Raw genomic sequence first — 20572 nt, 5'->3', positions numbered from 1 at the left:
ACAGCCCCCTGCTGGGGTGCGGGGCAAAGCCCCGCGCATTCAGCGCTCCACTTTGCTCAGGAGCGCCGCCATCCACGCCTCTTCTTCCGCGACGAGCTGCAACGTTTTTTCGCGCGTGGAGGCGCGAACTTCCTCGATCGGAGGGTCTTCGTCTGGGTTGTGGTAGGCGCTCAGGAGCCCGAGCGATGTGAGCCACTCGAGATCGTCGAAGTTGGCGCCGATCTTGCGCAAGAAATCTGCAATGACCAGCGTCAAGAGCTTGAAGTGGCCCTTGTATGGCAGGCCGAGGGGACGGATTGGCGCCTCCTTGCTGATCCAGAGCGACGCGGTTGCCGCGAGGGCTTGCGCGGCGATGGCTGGCTCGTCTGCGAGGATCTCGACGACGTCGGCGATCATGGTGAGCGCTTCTGGATTGCCGAGGGCCCTCATGCCTTTGCCTTCGAAGTGCCGCTGTTCGATCTCGGCCGGCACGACTGTCGCGCGGAGCGCGGCTTGTCCGTCGTGGGGTTCCCATATGGGCGAGATCTGGATGCCGGCTGCGCGTGTTTCGGTCCGGAGGTTCACCGTGTGGAGCAGGATTGCGCGTGCGTCGTGCATCAGGTGGTCGACGTCTGGGAGCGCGTAGCCCTCTGGAAGCTCGAGGAAGGCGCGGCCGGAGGCGGTATCGAATTCCATGCGCCCTTCTACCACGGATCGGGGGCGCCGATCGCGGCCTAACGTTTGACCAGATCTCCCAGGGCCGGTGACGCGCCCACGGTCCAGGCGGTCCCGGGACGCACGAATCCCCATTCGCCATCGGCGAAGATCCACACCTCGCGCAGCAGCGCCTCGCCGCGATAGAATGCGATTTGCGCGAACTGCTTGCCGCTGCTCGGCTGCTGCTCGGTCACGCGCAGGGCGTCCACGAGCGCTGAAAGCTCCTGCCCGCGCTTCTCGGTTGTGCCGCCGGAAGACCAGGTCACGACCGCGCGATCGGCGGTTCGGACCAGCGGTAGATCGGTCGCGGTTGCCGCGGCACGCGCGTCGGCCTGCGTGCTGGCGGCCGCGATCGGTCGCGCCTCGGTCGTCGCGCCGGGGCCCGGCGCCGGCTGCTGAGAAGAGTTGTTGCTGCAGGCGAGTACGCAGGTGGCGAACACGCACCCGAGGAGGAAGGATCTCATGAGGGCCTCGATACCGGTTCAGCGGTGGGGACAGGAAATCCCAGCCGGCCGCGGCTCGTCAAGCCCCGAGCGCGCAGAGCACGAACGAGGTGGGCTTCAAGCGGAACGGATAGAAGCCGGTTCCGTAGCAGCGGAGAAGGGCGAAAAACGGGTTCGCCTCGAGGGTGGTGTTCTTTTGCGCGAACTGCCATTTGAGGCATTCCAGTCAAAACTGCTCGGCGTGGTCGCGCACGAACTGCTCGTACGAGATGGGCGCCTTCCCGGTGAGCTTCTTGAAATCGTCCGTCACCGGCGCGGCGCCTCCCTCGATGCAGAAGCGCACGTAATCGACGAGCGCGTCCACGACCCACGCGGGCATCCCGTACCCGAGGAGCGACGACCGGAAGGCCTCCGGGCCCGGATCGACATACGAGATCGTCCGCCCGAGCACCCGCGTCAGCGTCGCCGCCGTGTCGTGAAAGGATAGCGCCTCCGTGCCGGTGAGATCGTACGCCTTGCCCTCGTGCCCCTCGCTCGTCAGCACCGTCGCCGCGGCGAGGCCGATGTCACGGGTATCGATGTGGCTGATGCGCGCGCCCTGCGCCGGGTAGTAAAAGGCATTCTGCCCCTTGATGGTCGCCGCGAAGAAATTGATCATGTTTTGCATGAAGCTGTTCGGGCGCAGCAGCGTGAACGGGATGCCCGCGCCGCGCACCACCTCGTCGGCGCCTCCGTGCCACTCGTTGATTGTGCAGCCGCCGCCCGCCCCGAACACCGAGCTCCGCACGACGTGGCGGACCCCCGCCTCCTTCGCCGCCCGCACGACGGCTCCCTCGCCGCGGATGAGATCCGGGTTCATCGGCGACACCAGAAAGAGCCGCGTCACCCCTTCGAGGGCCGGCTTGAACGTCTCGGGACGGGTGTAATCGAAGGCCACGACCTCGACCCCGTCGGCCCGAGGCGTCGCCGCCTCCGACTTCGTGGCCCCGACGCGCACCCGCGCGCCCTTCTCCACGAGCTTCTGCACCACCTGACGACCGATGTTCCCGTTCGCGCCGCTGACGAAAATCATGTCCTCGCTCCTGTCCTCGAAGAGGAAACTGTGGCGAGCTCGCGCGTTCCCCTCGCCGCGTCGCCCGCTCGACGTGGGAAAGAAATAAGCGCGCGCGGCTCCGAGATCCAATCGAGCCTCTTGACGAGGCCCATCGACGGATTGGATGAGAGGGCATGGAGGGACTGGAGCTCGCCCACCTCGATTTGAACCTGCTCGTCATTTTCGACCTCTTGATGACCGAGCGGAGCGTGACGCTTGCGGCGCGCAGGCTGGGGCGCGCCCAGTCCGCCGTGAGCTACAGCCTGGCGCGGCTGCGGGAGACGTTCGAGGATCCGCTGTTCGTGCGCACGAAGGCGGGGCTCGCGCCGACGCCGCGAGCCGAAGCGCTGCACCGGGAGGTGCGCGAGGTGCTGTCGCGGCTGCGGGAGGTCGTGCAGGGGCAGGTGAGGTTCGACCCGGCGCGGGCGCGGCGCACGTTCACGGTGGCGATGACCGACTACGTGGAGCTCGTGCTCTTGCCGGTGCTCGCGCAAAGGCTCGCGCAGGTGGCGCCGGGCGTCGATCTGGAGGTGACGGCGAGCGGGGACGACATCGAGCGTCAACTCGAAGAGGGGGCCGTGGATCTGGCGGTGGGCGTGATGTTCTACGAGCGCCCTGGCGTGTACACGCGAAAGCTCTTTGGCGAGAGTTTCGTATGCCTGGCGAGGGCAGGGCATCCGGCGCTCACGGAGCGGGAGACCCTCTCGCCGGAGACGTTCGCGGGGCTCCTTCACGTGCTCGTGGCGCCGCGGGGGCGGCCCGGCAGCTTCGTGGACAGCGCGCTCGAGCGAATGGGGCTCTCGCGGCGGGTCGCGCTGCGCGTGCAGCACTATCTGGCCGCGCCGCGCGTGGTCGCCGAGACGGACATGGTGCTGACGTCGCCCACGCGGCTCGCGCGCGCACACGCGGCCGGCCTCGCCGTGCGCGCGTTCCCGCCCCCGGTGGAGCTACCGGGATTTTTCGTGCGCGCGGCGTGGCACGAGCGGCGGCAGGGAGATTCGGGGGTGAGCTGGCTGCGGGGGCTCTTGATCGAGCTAGGGGAAGAGCTCGACAGGGCTTCGTAGCGCGGGACCTAGTCACAGACGCCCTTGCTCTCCGGCACCGGCTCCACCGCGGCGTGCATGCACTTTTTGCTGATGCATGCATCGCTGCTCATACACGCCGCGCCGGGGCCGCCCTTCGGCTTGCAGGTGCCGACCACGTGGGACTTGTCGCCGGTCAGCCCGTAGGTGTGTCTTCGCGGGTATCTGCCGTTCACGCGGTCCCCGGGATCGCAGTACGACGCCGGGCCGCATGCGGTCTCGTCCTTGAGGACGTTACAATCGCTCCCGTCCGCTTGATTCGGACCGATCTCCGAGCCACAGCCGCAGAGGAGGGTCAGCGCCGCGAGCAACCAGCCGATGTGTTTCATGGCCCGATGGATACCTTCGGGCCATCTTCGCGGCAACTTCCGGGGCCTCGTGTGGTACGGCGGATTCATCCCATGCCCCCTTCCAGACCCCAGCGCCAGGTCTCCCGCCGGCAACTGCTCGCCGGCGCCGCCGTCGTGGGAGCATCGACCCTCGCGTACGTCGTGTGGTCGCCCGGCGCGACGGTCGGCGACGGCCGCCACGATCTCGGCACGAACGGCATCTGGATGCAGCACGGCTGGCTCGGCGCCGACGGCTGGTTCACGCGGTATGGCAAGGAGGCGAAGAAGCCGCTCTTCCGGGATCCACGAAAGCTCGCCGAGGCCGCGGATCGGCTCCGCCGCCACCGCATCCGCGACGTCTTCCCGCACCTCTGCCCCGCCGAGCCCGGGGGGGCCATCGCGCCCCACGACCCGATCCAGACCGAGCGATTCCTCGACGCATTCGAGCGATTTCGCGTCATGCCCTGGGTGGGTGGTGTGCTCGGCGAATCCGCCCGGCCGGACGAACCCGCGTGGCGCGATGGATTTACGCGCTCCATTCGCGCGCTCCTCGACGCCCACCCGCGCATCGCAGGGATCCACGTCAACATTGAGCCCTGCCCGAGCGGCCATACGCCGTTTTTGACGCTGCTCGAGGAGCTCCGCGCGGGATTGCCGAAGGGAAAGCTGCTGTCGGTCGCGGCGTATCCGCCGCCGACCCTTTTGCATCCATTCAAGGAAATCCACTGGGACGAAGCGTATTTCCGCGAGGTCGCGCAACGCGTGGATCAGCTCGCGGTGATGCTGTACGACACGGCGCTCAAGAACGTGAAGCTCTACAAGAGCCTCATGACGCAGTGGACGCGCGAGGTGCTCGATTGGGCGGGGGCCACGCCCGTTCTGCTCGGACTGCCGGCCTATGACGATCCGGGCGTTGGCTACCACGACGCGAGCGTCGAGAACGTGCCGAATGCGCTCGCCGGGGCCCACGCGGCTTTGCAGACGTATCCCGTTTTACCGGCGAGCTACCAGGGCATCGCGCTCTATTCGGAATGGGAGATGACGGAGGACGAATGGGGGACCCTTCGGACGGGGTTCCTCCGGCCCGAGGGGCCGCTGCCCTGAAGCTTCGAGAAGAAGCGAGGAGAGGGGAATGATGGTCGATTGGAGTTCCCCTCGATCCCGGGCAGCGCGTGAACGTTGGGTCACAGGAAGTCGTACGCGTCGTTTGGCATGTACGGTCAAAAGCTCGGTCCGTCGGTATTCACCGAAAGCAAGAAATCGACGGGGCCAAGATGTGGTCCACATGCGCCGTCAACAAACGGTTACATGAAGGGGCACCGCGTTTCACGGCCTGTCGCTCATGAGCTCGAAATAGCGGCGGAATCGATGTGGCATGCCTGGTGCTAAGGCGCCCGTCGCAGTTCGACTGCTGAGAAAGGACACATAACGTGAACATGAAGATCCGCCTTGGAATCCTTGCTTTGGGAACCACCCTCCTCGCCGCGTGCGGAGGAGTCAGCGTTGACGATATCGAAGACCAGGCGCCGCAGGGAACGGTCGCCGGGGCGAGCTGGACGATGAAGTCGGCCGTCGTGACGGACGACGGCGACCGGTTCTCGGTCGCCTTGTTTCCGATCGAGGTCCCCGCGTGCGATAGCCTCGCTGCCGCCGACACGCATATCCTGTTCAGCGCGCCGAAGACGGCCGGCGAGTATCCTCTCAAGCTCGACATCACCGACCTCAACGGTAGCCAGACGATCACCTTCGTCACCGGGCCCGGACAAAACGTGATTGCCTCCGAGGGGATCTTGAACGTCGAGTCCGTCTCGGCCGAGAAGGTCACGATCGGTCTGCTCGCCGAAGCGGAGGAAAACACGATCAACGGGCGCTTCACCACCACGATCTGCAAGACGACGAACTGATTGCGTCCCATCGTCCGAGGCTCCCGGCGGAGCCTCGGACGATGGGCGATTGCATCCACGCCAGGATCGCGAGATTCGTGCTTTCTTCAGCACTTCGACGAGGGATGGCGCACACTGCCATGTGTCACGCTTCCGCGTGATCTTGCTTTTGCTTTGTCGAGGTGAACATGAGCTCGAGAGTCCACCGCCGGAGATCCGTGACCGTCGCGCTGATCTCGCTGATGAGCAGCGTTGCCGTCGTCTCGACCACCAGGGACGTTCCCGCTTCGGACGCGCCGCTCACATGCCAAACCTTCATCACGAGCCCTCGGAATGGGCAAACGGCGACGCCCGCGGACGTCGTGATCACCGGGTTCTCGAACTGTCTGGCGAAGAAGCCCCATTTCACCGATGACACCGGCGCGGTGGTCCCTGCCAATTTCGCCGTGACGCCCACGCACCTCGGGTCTGATTTCACGCTCACCCCGGAGGCGCCCCTCGCCGCAGACCGCACTTACACGGTTGTTGCCTTCGACGAGGCCCCCCATTGTGTTCGTCCGCCGAACCGGGTGACGTTCTCGACAGGGGCAAACCCCAGCGTCGTCGATATCGTGGTCGCGAACGAGGGATCCGAGTTGCATGCCCTGAACCTGTACCTCTCGGAGCCCGTGATGAACCCGGCGGATATGGGCGATGGTTCGACGTTCTTCTCCGTCACGATCGATGGGTTCGACCCCGCGGGCGTCATCACCGCAGAGCACGACGGCACCGGGGCCTCGATCACCTACAAGCCCCTCGCCTCGCAGCCCAGCGTGACGCAGCCGGTTCACGTCCAGCTGAAGGAGGGCCTCGTATTCGCTTCCGGAGCGACGCTGGCGGAAGACCTCGACATCTCGTTCGTACCCTCGGAATGGCCCTATGGTTGGTCGCCCGCCGGCAAGATCCCTGACGGTTGTTCACAGCCTGAATCGAGCGATTCCGTCGGTTGCAGTGTGTCGCGTCCGGGAAGCGGCGAGGGCGGAGGCGCGATCTTCGGGGTGATGCTGGGCTTGCTTGTGGCAACACGGTCGCGGCGCGGACGCCGGTAGGCGCCACCCGGACCCCTATTCCGCTTCGGCTCCCGCTCCCGCTCCCGCGCCCGCTCTCGCTCCCGCCGCCTCGCCCCGCCCCCGCACGATCCTCGCAATGGCCGCCACGAGATGGGCCGGGTGAATCGGCTTCGCCACGTACCCGCGAAACCCCGCGGCCAGCGCCTGCCACGTCTGATCCGCTTCCCCCGCCTCCAGCACCGCAATCGACGGCAGCGCCCTTCCGTCCCGCGCTCGCAATCGCTCCACGAATGTCACGCTGTCGCCCCCGGAGAGCCCCATATCGCTCACCACCACGTCCAGCGCCGACTCCGCCACGAACGCCAACGCCTCCTCCGCCGACGACACCGAGAGCACCACCGCGCCTCGCCTTTGCAGCACGTCCGCGAAGAGCCCCTTCGATTCCGCGTCCGGCAGGACCAAAAGCACCCGGATCCCCTCCAGGATCCGCCGCTCGTAATTCGTCACGTCCGGAAGCCCCGCGCCCTCCGGCGCCTCCCGCGACGGGATCGAGACCGTGAACGTCGCGCCCGCTCCCTTGCCGGCGCTCGTCACGCTCACCGACCCGCCGTGCAGCTCCACGAGCTTGCGCACGATCGCGAGGCCCAGCCCGAGCCCGCCGTGCTTGCGCCTCGTCGAGCCGTCCTCCTGGCTGAAATACCCGAACACCTGCGGAAGCAGGCCGGGCGCGATTCCCTCGCCCGTGTCCGACACCGTCAGCAAGAACCGCTTGCCGAGGTGCTCGAACCGCACATCGACGCGTCCGCCCGACGGCGTGAATTTGATCGCATTGAAGACGAGCTTCCACGTCACCTGCCACAGGCGATCGGGATCCGCCATCATCACCGCGCCGTGGGATTCCACCTCGCATTCGAACGTGATCCGCTTCGCGCGCGCGAGCGGGCGCAGGGCGTCGACTGCTTCGTCGATGATCGCCGTCGGGTCGATCGGCGCGAGGTGGACCTGCATACGGCCCGTTGCGATGCGCGAGGCGTCGAGGATGTCCTCGACGACCCGCCGCTCCGCCTCGGCGCTCCGCGCAATCGTGGCGAGCCCGCGCTCAGCGCTCGGCCCGTCGAGCGCGCCCGCGCGGAGCAGGCTCGACCAGCCGACGATCGCCGTGAGCGGCGTGTTGAGCTCGTGCGAGACCGTGGCGAGGAACTCGTCTTTCATGATCTCGCAGTTTGCCGCCTCCGCCTCCTTGCGCGCCCGGTGCTCGGCCTCCTCGGCGCGCTTTTGCTCGTCGATATCGGTCGCCGTGACGATCCACCCCGTCACCCGGCCCTCGTCCCGCTGCGGCACCGCGCGCGCGATGTGCCAGCGGTACGTCCCGTCCGACCGCCTGAGGCGCGCCTGCACGTCGACGCCGAGCCTCCGCCCGAGCGCCTTGCGCCAGAGGGAAATCGCGTGCGCCCGATCGTCCGGGTGCAGCGCTTCGAGCAGCCCTCGCCCCACGTCCTTTCGGCTGCCGAGCCCCGCGTAGCGCGACCAGGCGGCATTGGCATAATCGAAGTGACCCTTGCCGTTCGCGGTCCACACGCAGATGGGCATGGCCTCGATGACGCCCTGGTAGCGCAGGGCGTGCATCCGCTCCATCGCCTCGCGCTCGCGCTCGCGCAGGAGCGCGGCCTGCCGCTTGACGATCTCCTTTTGCCGGAAGAGCTCGACGAGCACCATCACCTTCGAACGGAGGATGCTCGGCTGGCAAGGCTTCAAGACGTAATCGACGGCGCCGGTTTCGTATCCCTCGAGGATGAAGGACATGCTGCGATGCACGGCGGTGATGAAGAGAATCGGGATATACCGATGCCGCCGGCTCTGCTTGATGAGCTTGACGGTCTCGATGCCGTTCATGACCGGCATCTGCACGTCCATGAGGACCAGCGAGAACTCCATCGCGAGCAGACATCGCAGGGCCTCGCGGCCGGACGCCGCTTTCACGAGCTCGTAGCCGAGCGGCTCCAGCGCGGCCTCGAAGGCGAGGAGGTTCGCGGGCGTGTCGTCCACGATCAGCACCTTCGGCGTCGGGAGGTGGATCTTCGCGCCGTCCTCCTCGGCCCCGCGGCCCGCTGCGCCTCCTCGTCCCTCGCCCATCGCCGCTCCTTACCCCCGACCGCCCGAAAAAAAAAGCAGGCTATCGTGGCCGACCGCCGCCTCGGGCGAACTCGGACCGTCCCGGCTTTCCGTGTAGGGAGCCACCGCCCTTCGTCCGTCCGGCCCGGACCGTACGTGGGCTACCCAGCGCCGATCACCCGCGCGTGGTGCACTGGATTTCGTTTTTCGCTTCCGCGCCGCGAATCCAGGGGATAACAACACCAGCCACCATGACGCGCTCCTCCCCTGGCCCACGTGATTCGTCCTCGCCCGGCTGCCCCCTGGTCGTCGGCGTTGGCGCCTCCGCGGGCGGGCTTTCGGCCGTGCAGGAGTTCCTGCGTGGCATTCCGGAAGGCGCGGGGGTCTCGATCATCGTCCTCCTTCACCTCAAACCCTCCACGAGCGGCGTGCTCGCCGAGCTTTTGGCCAAGGCCACGACGCTGCCCGTCCTCGAGGCGGAGGACGGCATGTCGCTCGAGCTGGGTCACGTCTACGCCGCGCCGAGTCGTTGCCTGCTCACGGTCCGCGACGATGTCCTGCACATCGTGCCCGCCCAGAACCCCGCGGAGCGGCACGCGCCGATCGATCATCTCCTGCACGGTCTTGCCCGCGAGTACGGCGAATCCGCGGTCGCGGTGATCCTCTCGGGTGATGGCAGCGACGGGGCGCTCGGGCTTCGGGCCGTGGGGGAGGGCGGGGGTTTTACGATGGTGCAGGACCCGGCCTCCGCGCGCCACGACAGCATGCCGCAAAGCGCGCTCATGACCGGCGTCGTCGATTGCGTGCGCCCGCCCGACGAGCTCGCCGCCGAGCTCGCAGCCTACGCCGAGCACCGCAAGGAGACCTCGGGCGACGAGGACACGCTCCGGCGGGACATCGCAGACGCCTTGCCCGCGATCTGCGAGATCCTCGTCCAGGGCACCGGGCACAATTTCAAGCACTACAAGGCGAGCACCCTCATCCGACGCACCCTGCGCAGGCTGCAGGTGCTCCGGATCGACTCGGCCCACGGCTATTTGCAGCGGCTCCGGGCCGATCGGTTCGAGGTCGACGAGCTCTTCAAGGACCTCTTGATCGGGGTGACCGCCTTTTTTCGGGATCCGGAGGCGTTCGAGGTCCTCGCCAAGGAGGTCCTCGCCCGGCTCGTTCCCGATCGTTCGCCCGATCAAACCTTGCGTATCTGGGTCCCCGGCTGCGCGACGGGCGAAGAGGCGTACTCGATCGCCATGCTCGTGCGCGAGGCGCTCGATACCGTGGGCGCGGCGCCCGTGATCCAGATCTTCGCCACGGACATCGACGAGCAGGCCCTCGCGACCGCGCGGCTCGGCGCTTATCCGCTCGGTATCGCGGACGAGGTATCGCCCGAGCGGCTGCGGCGTTTTTTCGTCCGCAAAGGGCAGCACTACCACATCACCAAGGAGATCCGGGAGTTCGTCCTTTTTTCGGTCCACAACCTCATCAACGACCCGCCATTCTCGAAGCTCGACCTCGTCTCCTGCCGCAACCTGCTCATCTACCTCGGCCCGCACCTGCAGAAGAAGCTCATCCCGCTCTTCCATTACGCGCTCCGGCCCGGCGGGTATCTCTTCCTCGGGCCCTCGGAGAGCCTCTCGGCGCACCGCGAGCTCTTCCGTTCGATCGACGCGCGGCACCGGATCTCGCAGCGATTGCCGACCGCCGTGCACGTCCCGGGGCTCATGCCGGGGCGCGACGGGCCGCCGGCCACGGTGCGCCCGCCGAACGTGCCGTCCGCCGGCGAGACCGACATCTACCTGCTCATGCAGCGGATCGTCCTCGACGAGTTCGCGCCGAAATCGGTCGTCGTCGACGAAGAGGGGCAGATCGTCTCGGCGTCGGGCAACCTCGAAAAGTACCTGACGATCTCGGCCGGCGCGTTCCACAATAACCTCGTGCGCCTCGTGCGCGAGGGTCTCTCCGTCGGCCTTCGGGCTTCGCTCGCGGCGGCGATCAAGGAGCGGCGCAAGGTGGTCCACGAGGGGCTCTCGGTGCGGACCACGAGCGGCACGCAGCGCGTGATGATCACGGTGCAGCCGATGCCCCAGATGGGCGAGGAATCGGGCCTGTTCCTCGTGGTCTTCCAGGACGTCGGCCTGCCCATCACGCGCGAGGAGGCGCGGACGAAGGCGGTCGAGGACGCGGCCGTGCTCCTCGAGCAGCTCGAACAGGAGCTCACCACGACACGCGCGGACCTCGAAAAGACCGTCCAGGAGCTCGAGGTCGCCAACGAGGAGCTCAAGTCGAGCAACGAGGAGCTGCTCTCGATGAACGAGGAGCTCCAGTCGGCGAACGAGGAGCTCGAGACCTCGAAGGAGGAGGTGCAGCACGCGAACGAGGCCCTGACGCGCGCCCACACCGACCTCGAGAACCTCCTCACGAGCACGCGGATCGCCACGCTCTTCCTCGACGACGACGGGTGCGTCCAGCGCATCACCCCCGCGATCGGGGAGATCTACAACGTGACGCAGGCCGACGTGGGGCGGCCGCTCGCGCACTTCACGCACCGCATGAAGCTGATGCCGATCTTGCCGGAGGCCGACGAGGTGCGGAGCGCGGAGAGGCCGATCGAGGACGAGATCGAGGCGGCGAGCGGCTCGACGTTCCTCCGGCGCGTCCTGCCGTACCGCAATCAGGCGGGCCGGGCCGACGGCGTGGTCGTGACGTTCACGGACGTGACGGCGCGCAACAAGGCCGAGGCGGCGGTGCGCGAGAGCGAGCAGCGCTTGCGGCGGATCATCGACAACATGCTCGGGTTCGTCGCGGTGCTCGACCTCGACGGCACGCTGATGGAGGTGAACCAGGCCGCGGTGAACGTGGGCGGCTCTCCGCGGGAGGAGCTCATCGGACGCAAGTTCTGGGCGTGCCCGTGGTGGACGCACGACGAGGCCGAGGTCGCGCGGCTCAAGGACGCGGTCAAGCGCGCCGCGGCCGGCGAAACGCTCCGGTACGACGCCGTCGTGCGCGTCGCGGGGGACGGGCGGCTCGACATCGATTTCATGATCGCGCCGATGCGCGACGCCGAGGGGTGCGTGACGCACCTCGTCCCCTCGGGCGTGGACATCACCGATCGCAAGCGGGCCGAGGAAGCTTTGCGCGAGGCGGACCGGCGCAAGGACGAGTTCCTCGCCACGCTGGCCCACGAGCTCCGAAACCCGCTCGCGCCCATCTCGAACGCGGTGGAGATCTTCAAGCGGCTCGGGCCGCAGGAGCCCACGCTGCAGACCGCGCGCGAGATGATCGAGCGGCAGGTCTTGCACATGGTCCGGCTCGTCGACGATCTGCTCGACGTCTCGCGCATCACGCTCGGCAAGGTGCAGCTGCAGAAGCAGCCGATCGACGTGGCGGACGTGGTGCGGCAGGCGCTCGACACGAGTGGGCCGATCCTCGAAGCGCGGCGGCACGACATGAAGGTGATCCTGCCCCTCGTGACGACCCGCGTGGAGGGTGACCTGACGCGGCTCGGCCAGGTGGTGGGCAACCTGCTCAACAACGCGGCGAAGTACACGGACGCGGGGGGCACGATCCGCCTCGTCGTGGAGCGGGATCCGGGCGATTCGAAATTCGTGATCATCCGGGTCCGCGACACGGGCCGCGGCATCGATCCGGCGGCGCTCCGGCACGTGTTCGACCTGTTTTACCAGGTGGATCGGAACCTCGACCGATCGGAGGGCGGGCTCGGCATTGGTTTGTCCCTGGTTCGCACCCTGGTCCACATGCACGGTGGCACCGTGCGGGCGTACAGCCAGGGGCGCGGGATGGGGAGCGAGTTCGTGGTGCGTTTGCCCGTCCTGCCGGACGAGCCGAAGGTGCAGCCGGAGGTGGGGGCGGCCGTGGCCGAGAGCGAGACGCCGGGCGTGCGGGTGCTCGTGGTGGACGACAACCGCGACGCGGCCGAGAGCATGGCGATGCTGCTCGAGTTCGACGGCCACGAGGTGCTGACGGCCCACGACGGCGTGGCGGCGGTGGAGATCGCGCTGCGCGAGCGGCCGGCCGTGGTGCTGCTCGATATTGGCTTGCCGGGGCAAAACGGGTACGACGCTTGCCGGGTGATGCGCGAACAAGGGCTGTCGGAGACGCTCATCGTGGCGATGACGGGATACGGGCAGGACGAGGATCGACGATTGTCGCAGGTGGCGGGCTTCGACGCGCACGAGGTGAAGCCCCTGAACCTCAAGGCCATCCGGCGGCTCGTCTCGGAGCGGTCCGGGCGGCGGTGAGCGGTACATCGATGGACGCTACCGATTTTGATCGAATCACGGCAGGGGAGTCCACGGATCCGCACCGGTCGCTCGGTCCGCATCGGGAGGACGGGCGGCTCATCGTGCGTGCGTTCCGGCCGGAGGCGCTCTCGATCGTCGTGCGTCCCGACGATCCGAACCTGAAGCCGCGCGTGATGGCGCGGGTGCATCCGGGCGGCATCTTCCAGGTCGCGTTCGAGGGCGTCGAGGGGCCGTTTCCGTACCGGCTCGAGGTGCGCTCGTCGCGCGGGACGACGATCGGGCGGGACGCGTATGCCTTTCCGCCGTCGCTTGTCGAAGGCGAATTCGATCCGGCGGGGGAGGGGGCTCTGCGCGAGCTGCCACGGCGGCTCGGGGCGCACGTGGGCGAGGTGCAGGGCGTCCTCGGGACCGCGTTCGCCGTGTGGGCGCCCGCGGCGCGCCGGGTGAGCGTCGTCGGCGATTTCAATCGCTGGGATGGAAAGCGCCACGCCATGCGCCGTACGAAGCACGGCGTCTGGGAGATCTTCGTGCCCGACGTGCGCGCGGGGGCGACGTACAAGTACGAGATCAAGACGGCGAGCGGTCTCGTTTTGATGAAGAGTGATCCCGTGGCGTTCTCGGCGGAGCTCCGGCCGAGCCACGCGTCGAAGGTCGCAGAGCGGTCGTTCGTGTTCACCGATAAAGACTGGCTCGCGGCGCGTCGCCTTGCGGATCCGCACGTGCGGCCGATGAGCATTTACGAGGTCCACCTCGGCTCGTGGCGGCGCAAGCGCGCGCCCGGGAAGGGGGACGGGCCGGGGGCGTGGCTCTCGTATCGCGAGCTTGCGGACGAGCTCGTCGATTACGTGGTTTCGCTCGGCTTCACGCACGTCGAGCTCTTGCCCGTGATGGAGCACCCGTTCGACGGCTCGTGGGGCTACCAGGTGACGGGGTATTTCGCGGCGACCTCGCGTTTCGGCCATCCGGATGATCTTCGTTATTTCGTCGACCGCTGCCATGCGCGCGGGCTCGGTGTCTTGCTCGACTGGCCGCCCGCGCATTTCCCGAAGGACGCCTTCGCGCTCGGCCGCTTCGACGGCGAGCCGCTCTACGAGCACGCGGACCCGCGCCGGGGCGAGCACCGCGAGTGGAGGACGTTCGTCTTCGATTACGGCAAAAAGGAGGTGCGCAATTTCCTGATCGCGAGCGCGCTCTACTGGCTCGACGAGTTCCACGTGGACGGGCTCCGCGTCGACGCGGTCGCCTCGATGTTGTACCTCGATTACGGCGCGAAACACCCGGACGAATGGGAGCCGAACGAGTTCGGCGGCCGGGAGAACCTCGACGCGGTGCGGTTTTTGCGCGAGCTCTCGGACGCGGTGCACCACGATTTTCCGGGGGCGGTGCTCTGCGCGGAGGAATCGACGACGTGGCCGGGGGTCACGAGGCCGACGTACGTGGGCGGCCTGGGCTTCGATTTCAAGTGGAACATGGGGTGGATGCACGACACGCTCGATTACTTCGCGCTCGACCCGATCTTCCGCGCGTTCCACCACACGAAGATCACGTTCGGCCTGATGTATGCGTTCTCGGAGCGATTCCTCTTGCCGCTCTCGCACGACGAGGTCGTGCACTTGAAGCGCGCGCTGCTCTCGAAGATGCCGGGCGATCGCTGGAAGCAACACGCGAACCTGCGCGCGCTCTACGCGATGATGTGGGCGCACCCGGGGAAGAAGCTCGTGTTCATGGGCGGCGAGCTCGGGCAATGGAGGGAGTGGAACCACGATCGGGCGCTCGATTGGGAGCTGCTCGGCGAGGAGGACCACGCGGGGTTGTCGCGGCTTTTGAGGGATCTGAACGGGATTTACCGGAAGTACGAGGCGCTCTGGGAGCTCGACGAGAGCCCGGCGGGGTTCACGTGGATCGACGCGAACGACGCGATCCAGAGCGTGGCCTCGTTCGTGCGATTTCCGCGGCAGCCGGACGGATCGGAGGAGCCGTGCCCGAAGCGGATCCAGAAGGGGATCTTCGTGGTGTTCGTCGGCAATTTCACGCCGCTGCCGCGATATGGGTATCGCGTGGGCGTGCCGCGGCGGTGCCGGTACATCGAGGTGCTGAACACGGATGCGCGGGTGTATGGCGGGAGCGGGGTGGGGAATCTGGGGAGCGTGGACTGCGAGGAGGTGCCTTCGCACGGGTTCGAGCAGTCGATCGTGTTGACGGTGCCGCCGCTGGCGGGGGTGTTTTTGGTGCCGGAGTTGGAGGAGGATCCGGTGGAGGTGGGGGTGGAAGCGGAGGCGGGAGCGGAAGCGGAGGCGGGATAGGGGTCCGGTCGTTCTGACCCAGGGTCGCCCTGTTTGTTCTACGGAATTGCACTGATGTCGATGTGCCCCATCAGACCCCGCAGTTCCTCCAGCCCTTGCCTGAACGTATGTACCAAGGGCGCCTCCCGCTCCGCCGCTCCCAGAGTGGTTGTTCTCTCACACGCTTTGACACAGGCTTGGCAGATACGTTCGTACTCATCCAGCAAGGTAAGCACGGACTCCTGAGACATGCCCTTCTGAACCTTTGCAACGCGAGCAAACCACAGGTTGAACGTTGCATCCGCAGCAATCAACTCGGCGGCTGCAGCGATCATCTTGAACGTCACATTTTGCTCCGCAAGTAGCGTAATGAGACCATCCCGCAGCGGTTTTGTGGACATACATGGTTCCTCCTATAACTTGCGGCCGAGCGGGTCGTCATGCAGGATCGGCGTCATGCCTCACTTACTCGCGTGATGTTTCGATCAAGTGCCTGCATTTATCTGCAAACTGGGGGAAGCGTTTCGCGATCCCGGTCAGAACTGCCACCCTCTGAGCACGCGAGCGGAATGGGAATGTATCGTGCGAAAGAGCGAGGTCCACGCGAATCTCATCGACACCTACCTCCAGCCAATGCTCCAGTACATGCTGTATGCGGGCGCCCTCGTCGTCGGTCGAGTAAGATGCCACGCCGAGAAGCAGGGCCCCTTCGTCAAAGGAGAAGTATCCCTTCTCAACTGCATTCGCAATGCTGTCCGGAAGCATGTCAACGCCGACTTCATCGATGACCTGCGTCACTGCGTCAGAGAGCGCGCTCACGTCATAGTCGCGCGCCGATGGATTGAGGCACATGTTGCGCACATTTCTCCAATGAAATGATTCTATGTTGCTCATCAGTTGCTTTGCTCCTACCCTCATAGCACTACTCTGCCATCCTCACCGACCGCACTCGAGCTCTGACGCTCGACGAGCTTGATCTCCAGGCCTTCACGGACCGCCGTAACCAAGAATTTGCCCAGCGGTTCCATGTGCGCTGGTTTGTCCACGTGACCGCCGTCCAACCCACGTTCAAGAGTGACGAACTGGCCAAGGAGCACGGAGAGCGCGAGTTCGAGCGCTGGCTCGCGCCGTTCCTGCACGAGTTCGGCTACCCGTCACAGCGGAAGTGGGCGCCGCTCTACATGCGTGGGCTCCTCGGGCCTGGCGACCGCAAGAGCATCGAGCCGATGGCCGCGCGGGTTTGCCCGGGTGAGACGCTGCAGCTTCACTACTTCGTCTCGACCTCTCGCCCTTTCGCTGGGACACGACTGGGCACAAGCGCGTGCTCCTCGAGAAGGCGGGGGCGCTCGTAGGCGGCAAGAACGCCCACCTCATCATCGACGATACGGCAATCCCGAAGAAGGGGACGCACTCGGTTGGTGTCACGCATCAGTATTGCGGGCAACTTGGCAAGAACGCCAATTATCAGGCTCTTGTATCCATTACGCTCGTGCCTGACGAGGTGCTCGTTCCTGTGGCGCTCTGGCTTTACCTCCCGAAAGAGTGGGCGCACGATCCAGCACGACGGCGACGCGCGAAGGTACCCGAAGACGTGGTGTTCCGACCGAAATGGCAGATCGCACTCGACGAGGTCGAGCGCGTCAAGCGCAGCGACGTCGAGTTCGGCGATGTGCTCGCTGACGCGGGCTACGGCGCGTGCGCCGCGTTTGGTCGTGAGCTTTCAGAATCGACGCTCAAGTGGGCGGTCGGCGTAAACTCGAACCAGCTCGTGAGAGAACGCGACCAGGCGGGCGGCCGCCCAAGCACGGGAAGGTATCGGCGGCCCAGAACCGCAAACCGCAACCAGGTTGACCAGAACCGACCAGTCCTGGGAGAGGGTCAAGGTGGCGCCCGCCAGGTGCGTGCGGGACTCCGCCACCTCTGCGGCATGCGCAAGTACCTGAAACTCGCTACATCACCCTCGGCACGGTGGCTGCTCCTGACCATGCGCGTGGCTATCCCTCGATCGATCCGCCCACTTGTGACGTCCATGCTGACGAGGCGTTGCTATCAGCGCACGTTCCGACTTCGCCCCTCCGCAGAGATCAACCAAATCTTCCTTTATAGCCTCGCCTGGGCGGCGGCCAAGACCGGCGTCTTGATCCATGCGGCATGCGTGATGTCGAACCATCATCACATCGTGCTCACCGATGTTCGAGGAGCCCTGCCCGACTTCGCCCGGGAGCTGCACAGAACAGTCGCGAAGGCGCTCAACGCCGCGCAGGGGCAGTGGGAAAACCTCTGGTCTTCCGAGCAATACCATAGCCTCGAGCTCGGCTCGGACGAGGATGCGATCGACAAGATTGCATACATCGCCGCGAATCCAACGGAGGCGGGGCTGGTCGAATCCCCTGAAGAATGGCCGGGCGTGATGTTGTTGCCAGAAGGTGAAGGCAAGACATTGGAGATTCAGCGACCTGGAAAATATTTCGCGAACAGCAGCGTGTTTCCCGAAAAGGTAACGCTGCGGGTGGTTCCGATGATGGGGAGGCAGTTGTCGCGGGAGGCGATCTCGCGCCGGTTGGGCGCGGCAATCAAGCGTGCGGTCGCGCGGGCGCGGGAGGCCGTTATTGCGGCAGGTGGAAGGTTCCTCGGACGGCAGGTGGTGCTCGGGCAGTCGTTTCAAAAAAGGGCGGAATCCTACGAACCGAAACGTGGGCCGATACCCCAGGTGCGAGCGAGGAATCGGACATTGCTCAAGGCGATCCTTGCACGATATGCGGAGTTTCAAGTGAGGTATCGAGAGGCGCTGGATGCGTGGCGCGGCGGTGACCGGGGTGTGGTGTTTCCCTTTGGGACATGGGCCATGAGATTGGTTCACGGCGCGGTGGTTGCCCAAGGGCCCGGGTACGGGTAGGGGAGCGCTTGGGTTGGGGAGAGCCGCGCTGGGGGATGTTGGGTTCGAGAGAGCTTAGCGGTTCCGCAGACGGCGAGGGCGGTCGTAGCGTTGAGCAACGGCATTGCTGGCAAAGATGCCATTCGAGACGCGTGCCCCGCGAACGACCGAGGGCCCGGAGGGTGGTAGCTCCAGGCCCTTCCTTTTCGCCGTGGTGGTGCGATCCGTCGGAACATCATGCGCCCCTAGGCAAACTCACGCGGCGGGCGTGAAACCCCCCGGCGCGGTTAACCTGGTTGGGGTTGGCGGGGACAAACTCACGCGGCGGGCGTGAAACCCCCCCGGCGCGGTCAACCTGGTTGGGGTTGGCGGGGGTTTTTCGAGCCACGAAATGCGCGCTTCCACCTTTTCCAACAGGCCCGCTTCGTTGGGCGTCGGCTTCACTTCGCTCTTCACGGCGCTTTCACAGCAGTAGAGCGATCAGTCTCGGCGAGACCGGGTTCGGTGCACCGGGAAGGAAACTTGATTGCTCCTTCAGGTTGACCTTTATTGGTCTCTGTTACACAGCGTAGGCCCCTATCTTCGAACACAGTTCGCCTCATGAGCAACTCACAGGTCGCAAGTCTGTGCTGAACTTCGAGCGCCCGCATGCCAGGTAGCGAAAGCAGGGAAAACGTTTGCCATGAGTCAAAACTATATTCCGTCTCACTTCCCCAGGTAAACTTCCCACCATCGATCCGCATATCACTGGTCCACGGGCCGATGGCACCGATCGGCGTATAATCTATTTTCTCAGGCGCTCCGAGCAACTTTCCCGACGTGCGAAACTCCACTCCACCTGCCTGGGGAGTTACAGAATCGACCACGACGAGACTGCCCTCCACGACGATTGGGCGCCTGGCTCCAAACAAAACGAAGCGATCGTTGATGTCAGGCCAGTGCCCATCCCCACACAGCGAAACATGCCCTTCGTCGCTTGGCCCGGAGCATACGTCGACAAAGCGCAGGCCGCACTCGGCTGGTACGCGCGCCACATGGCCGGCGCCCTCGCGACAACGCTTGTCGTCGGCGAGGGCGGCATCGGCGAGGGGCCTTCCCGCTTGCGTCACGTCGGCTCCGCAGCTGCATGTAAGCCCTGCCACGATGGTCGCCGCACAGCCGAAAACCTGCGCTCGGGATACAAGTGGATGCAATTGAATACCGCCTTCTTCGCGAGCCGGCAAGCGCGGCGCGTCACCGCACTCGTTGCGCAGTCTAGGCTTCATGCCGAACAAACCTCCGCAGCACATCTTTACCCTGCACCATACTCATCGCACACCGCGTGCCGTCTGCCAGATCGCCACAAGAACCGCAACCAGGTTGACCAGAACCGACCTGCGAGAACCGCAACCAGGTTGACCAGAACCGACCAGTCCTGGGAGAGGGTCAAGGTGGCGCCCGCCAGGTGCGTGCAGGACTCCGCCACCTCTGCGGCATGCGCAAGTACCTGAAACTCGCTACATCACCCTCGGCACGGTGGCTGCTCCTGACCATGCGCGTGGCTATCCCTCGATCGATCCGCCCACTTGTGACGTGCATGCTGACGAGGCGTTGCTATCAGCGCACGTTCCGACTTCGCCCCTCCGCAGAGAGCAACCAAATCTTCCTTTATAGCCTCGCCTGGGCGGCGGCCAAGACCGGCGTCTTGATCCATGCGGCATGCGTGATGTCGAACCATCGTCACATCGTGCTCACCGATGTTCGAGGAGCCCTGTCCGACTTCGCCCGGGAGCTGCACAGAACAGTCGCGAAGGCGCTCAACGCCGCGCAGGGGCAGTGGGAAAACCTCTGGTCTGCCGAGCAATACCATAGCCTCGAGCTCGGCTCGGACGAGGATGTGATCGACAAGATTGCATACATCGCCTCGAATCCAACGGAGGCGGGGCTGGTCGAATCCCCTGAAGAATGGCCGGGCGTGATGTTGTTGCCAGAAGGTGAAGGCAAAACATTGGAAATTCAGCGACCTGGAAAATATTTCGCGAACAGTAGCGTGTTTCCCGAAAAGGTAATGCTGCGGGTGGTTCCGATGATGGGGAGGCAGTTGTCGCGGGAGGCGATCTCGCGCCGGTTGGGCGCGGCAATCAAGCGTGCGGTCGCGCGGGCGCGGGAGGCCGTTATTGCGGCAGGTGGAAGGTTCCTCGGACGGCAGGTGGTGCTCGGGCAGTCGTTTCAAAAAAGGGCGGAATCCTACGAACCGAAACGTGGGCCGATACCCCAGGTGCGAGCGAGGAATCGGACATTGCTCAAGGCGATCCTTGCACGATATGCGGAGTTTCAAGTGAGGTATCGAGAGGCGCTGGATGCGTGGCGCGGCGGTGACCGGGGTGTGGTGTTTCCCTTTGGGACATGGGCCATGAGATTGGTTCACGGCGCGGTGGTTGCCCAAGGGCCCGGGTACGGGTAGGGGAGCGCTTGGGTTGGGGAGAGCCG

18 protein-coding genes are annotated in these 20572 nt (G+C 65.8%); 9 read left to right on the top strand and 9 right to left on the bottom strand.

Annotated features, from left to right (window positions below; translation table 11 throughout):
* Positions 1 to 39: 39 nt before the first annotated feature.
* The 3 genes from KEG57_RS11365 to KEG57_RS11355 all read right to left on the bottom strand — a co-directional run bounded on the left by KEG57_RS11365 (position 40) and on the right by KEG57_RS11355 (position 2211).
* Positions 40 to 675: a hypothetical protein gene (locus KEG57_RS11365; RefSeq protein WP_272420103.1), complete on the bottom strand. Its 636-nt coding sequence runs from the start codon at positions 673 to 675 to the stop codon at positions 40 to 42.
* 38 nt (positions 676 to 713) lie between these two features.
* Positions 714 to 1160, bottom strand: coding sequence for a hypothetical protein (locus KEG57_RS11360; protein ID WP_272458453.1), 447 nt, complete (start codon positions 1158 to 1160; stop codon positions 714 to 716).
* A 205-nt stretch (positions 1161 to 1365) separates the two neighbouring features.
* A complete protein-coding gene (locus tag KEG57_RS11355) occupies positions 1366 to 2211 on the bottom strand; it encodes an SDR family oxidoreductase (RefSeq protein ID WP_272458452.1) in 846 nt (281 codons plus the stop codon).
* A gap of 155 nt (positions 2212 to 2366) precedes the next feature.
* On the opposite strand from KEG57_RS11355, the gene KEG57_RS11350 reads away from it, so the two are divergent.
* Positions 2367 to 3296 carry a LysR family transcriptional regulator gene (locus KEG57_RS11350; RefSeq protein WP_272420108.1) on the top strand — a complete coding sequence of 310 codons (930 nt, stop codon included), beginning with the start codon at positions 2367 to 2369 and terminating at the stop codon, positions 3294 to 3296.
* An 8-nt stretch (positions 3297 to 3304) separates the two neighbouring features.
* Here the strand turns inward: KEG57_RS11350 and KEG57_RS11345 are convergent, their stop codons facing one another.
* On the bottom strand, positions 3305 to 3643 hold the full coding sequence (locus KEG57_RS11345; RefSeq protein WP_272420109.1) for a hypothetical protein: 339 nt from the start codon (positions 3641 to 3643) through the stop codon (positions 3305 to 3307).
* Positions 3644 to 3715: 72 nt separating this feature from the next.
* On the opposite strand from KEG57_RS11345, the gene KEG57_RS11340 reads away from it, so the two are divergent.
* Entirely contained in the window at positions 3716 to 4747 is a 1032-nt protein-coding gene (locus tag KEG57_RS11340; RefSeq protein ID WP_272420110.1) for a glycoside hydrolase family 18 protein, read from the top strand.
* Between the two features lie 326 nt (positions 4748 to 5073).
* On the top strand, positions 5074 to 5547 hold the full coding sequence (locus tag KEG57_RS11335; protein WP_272458451.1) for a hypothetical protein: 474 nt from the start codon (positions 5074 to 5076) through the stop codon (positions 5545 to 5547).
* Positions 5548 to 5671: 124 nt separating this feature from the next.
* On the opposite strand, the gene KEG57_RS11330 is transcribed toward KEG57_RS11335, so the two are convergent.
* The gene (locus tag KEG57_RS11330) at positions 5672 to 5845 is read right to left on the bottom strand and encodes a hypothetical protein (RefSeq protein WP_272458450.1); all 174 of its coding nucleotides are present in this window, start codon (positions 5843 to 5845) and stop codon (positions 5672 to 5674) included.
* 43 nt (positions 5846 to 5888) lie between these two features.
* On the opposite strand from KEG57_RS11330, the gene KEG57_RS11325 reads away from it, so the two are divergent.
* The gene (locus KEG57_RS11325; RefSeq protein ID WP_272458449.1) at positions 5889 to 6614 is read left to right on the top strand and encodes a hypothetical protein; all 726 of its coding nucleotides are present in this window, start codon (positions 5889 to 5891) and stop codon (positions 6612 to 6614) included.
* 15 nt (positions 6615 to 6629) lie between these two features.
* Here KEG57_RS11325 and KEG57_RS11320 read toward each other — a convergent pair whose 3' ends face one another.
* Positions 6630 to 8708: a response regulator gene (locus KEG57_RS11320; protein ID WP_272420113.1), complete on the bottom strand. Its 2079-nt coding sequence runs from the start codon at positions 8706 to 8708 to the stop codon at positions 6630 to 6632.
* Positions 8709 to 8938: 230 nt separating this feature from the next.
* Here KEG57_RS11320 and KEG57_RS11315 point away from each other — a divergent pair, with 230 nt between their 5' ends.
* Positions 8939 to 12943, top strand: a complete 4005-nt coding sequence (locus KEG57_RS11315; RefSeq protein ID WP_272458448.1) for a CheR family methyltransferase — start codon at positions 8939 to 8941, stop codon at positions 12941 to 12943.
* Between the two features lie 11 nt (positions 12944 to 12954).
* Positions 12955 to 15249, top strand: a complete 2295-nt coding sequence (gene glgB, locus KEG57_RS11310; RefSeq protein WP_272420115.1) for a 1,4-alpha-glucan branching protein GlgB — start codon at positions 12955 to 12957, stop codon at positions 15247 to 15249.
* Positions 15250 to 15287: 38 nt separating this feature from the next.
* On the opposite strand, the gene KEG57_RS11305 is transcribed toward glgB, so the two are convergent.
* Together KEG57_RS11305 and KEG57_RS11300 are read right to left on the bottom strand one after the other, a co-directional pair.
* A complete protein-coding gene (locus KEG57_RS11305) occupies positions 15288 to 15629 on the bottom strand; it encodes a hypothetical protein (protein ID WP_272420116.1) in 342 nt (113 codons plus the stop codon).
* A 64-nt stretch (positions 15630 to 15693) separates the two neighbouring features.
* Positions 15694 to 16122 carry a hypothetical protein gene (locus KEG57_RS11300; protein ID WP_272420117.1) on the bottom strand — a complete coding sequence of 143 codons (429 nt, stop codon included), beginning with the start codon at positions 16120 to 16122 and terminating at the stop codon, positions 15694 to 15696.
* Positions 16123 to 16274: 152 nt separating this feature from the next.
* On the opposite strand from KEG57_RS11300, the gene KEG57_RS11295 reads away from it, so the two are divergent.
* Both KEG57_RS11295 and KEG57_RS11290 read left to right on the top strand, forming a co-directional pair.
* Positions 16275 to 16580, top strand: a complete 306-nt coding sequence (locus tag KEG57_RS11295) for a transposase (protein WP_272420118.1) — start codon at positions 16275 to 16277, stop codon at positions 16578 to 16580.
* On the top strand, positions 16550 to 18124 hold the full coding sequence (locus KEG57_RS11290) for an IS701 family transposase (RefSeq protein WP_272420119.1): 1575 nt from the start codon (positions 16550 to 16552) through the stop codon (positions 18122 to 18124). Before KEG57_RS11295 ends, KEG57_RS11290 begins: the two co-directional genes overlap by 31 nt.
* Positions 18125 to 18555: 431 nt before the next feature.
* Here KEG57_RS11290 and KEG57_RS11285 read toward each other — a convergent pair whose 3' ends face one another.
* Complete coding sequence (locus tag KEG57_RS11285; RefSeq protein ID WP_272420120.1) at positions 18556 to 19368, bottom strand: hypothetical protein; 813 nt, start codon at positions 19366 to 19368, stop codon at positions 18556 to 18558.
* A gap of 209 nt (positions 19369 to 19577) precedes the next feature.
* Here KEG57_RS11285 and KEG57_RS11280 point away from each other — a divergent pair, with 209 nt between their 5' ends.
* Positions 19578 to 20546, top strand: coding sequence for a transposase (locus KEG57_RS11280; protein ID WP_272420121.1), 969 nt, complete (start codon positions 19578 to 19580; stop codon positions 20544 to 20546).
* The last annotated feature ends 26 nt before the right edge of the window (positions 20547 to 20572 follow it).

The sequence above is a fragment of the Polyangium jinanense genome (genome assembly GCF_028435365.1).
Note: the sequence above shows the minus strand (reverse complement) of the source record. Positions and strands in the feature narration are given on the sequence as shown.

Bases quoted from the DNA above. Each gene is read 5' to 3' on its own strand.
- KEG57_RS11365 (WP_272420103.1), bottom strand. From the start codon at position 675: ATGGAATTCGATACCGCCTCCGGCCGCGCCTTCCTCGAGCTTCCAGAG.
- KEG57_RS11360 (WP_272458453.1), bottom strand. From the start codon at position 1,160: ATGAGATCCTTCCTCCTCGGGTGCGTGTTCGCCACCTGCGTACTCGCC.
- KEG57_RS11355 (WP_272458452.1), bottom strand. From the start codon at position 2,211: ATGATTTTCGTCAGCGGCGCGAACGGGAACATCGGTCGTCAGGTGGTG.
- KEG57_RS11350 (WP_272420108.1), top strand. From the start codon at position 2,367: ATGGAGGGACTGGAGCTCGCCCACCTCGATTTGAACCTGCTCGTCATT.
- KEG57_RS11345 (WP_272420109.1), bottom strand. From the start codon at position 3,643: ATGAAACACATCGGCTGGTTGCTCGCGGCGCTGACCCTCCTCTGCGGC.
- KEG57_RS11340 (WP_272420110.1), top strand. From the start codon at position 3,716: ATGCCCCCTTCCAGACCCCAGCGCCAGGTCTCCCGCCGGCAACTGCTC.
- KEG57_RS11330 (WP_272458450.1), bottom strand. From the start codon at position 5,845: ATGAAGGTTTGGCATGTGAGCGGCGCGTCCGAAGCGGGAACGTCCCTG.
- KEG57_RS11320 (WP_272420113.1), bottom strand. From the start codon at position 8,708: ATGGGCGAGGGACGAGGAGGCGCAGCGGGCCGCGGGGCCGAGGAGGAC.
- KEG57_RS11315 (WP_272458448.1), top strand. From the start codon at position 8,939: ATGACGCGCTCCTCCCCTGGCCCACGTGATTCGTCCTCGCCCGGCTGC.
- glgB (WP_272420115.1), top strand. From the start codon at position 12,955: ATGGACGCTACCGATTTTGATCGAATCACGGCAGGGGAGTCCACGGAT.
- KEG57_RS11305 (WP_272420116.1), bottom strand. From the start codon at position 15,629: ATGTCCACAAAACCGCTGCGGGATGGTCTCATTACGCTACTTGCGGAG.
- KEG57_RS11300 (WP_272420117.1), bottom strand. From the start codon at position 16,122: ATGAGCAACATAGAATCATTTCATTGGAGAAATGTGCGCAACATGTGC.
- KEG57_RS11285 (WP_272420120.1), bottom strand. From the start codon at position 19,368: ATGAAGCCTAGACTGCGCAACGAGTGCGGTGACGCGCCGCGCTTGCCG.
- KEG57_RS11280 (WP_272420121.1), top strand. From the start codon at position 19,578: ATGCGCAAGTACCTGAAACTCGCTACATCACCCTCGGCACGGTGGCTG.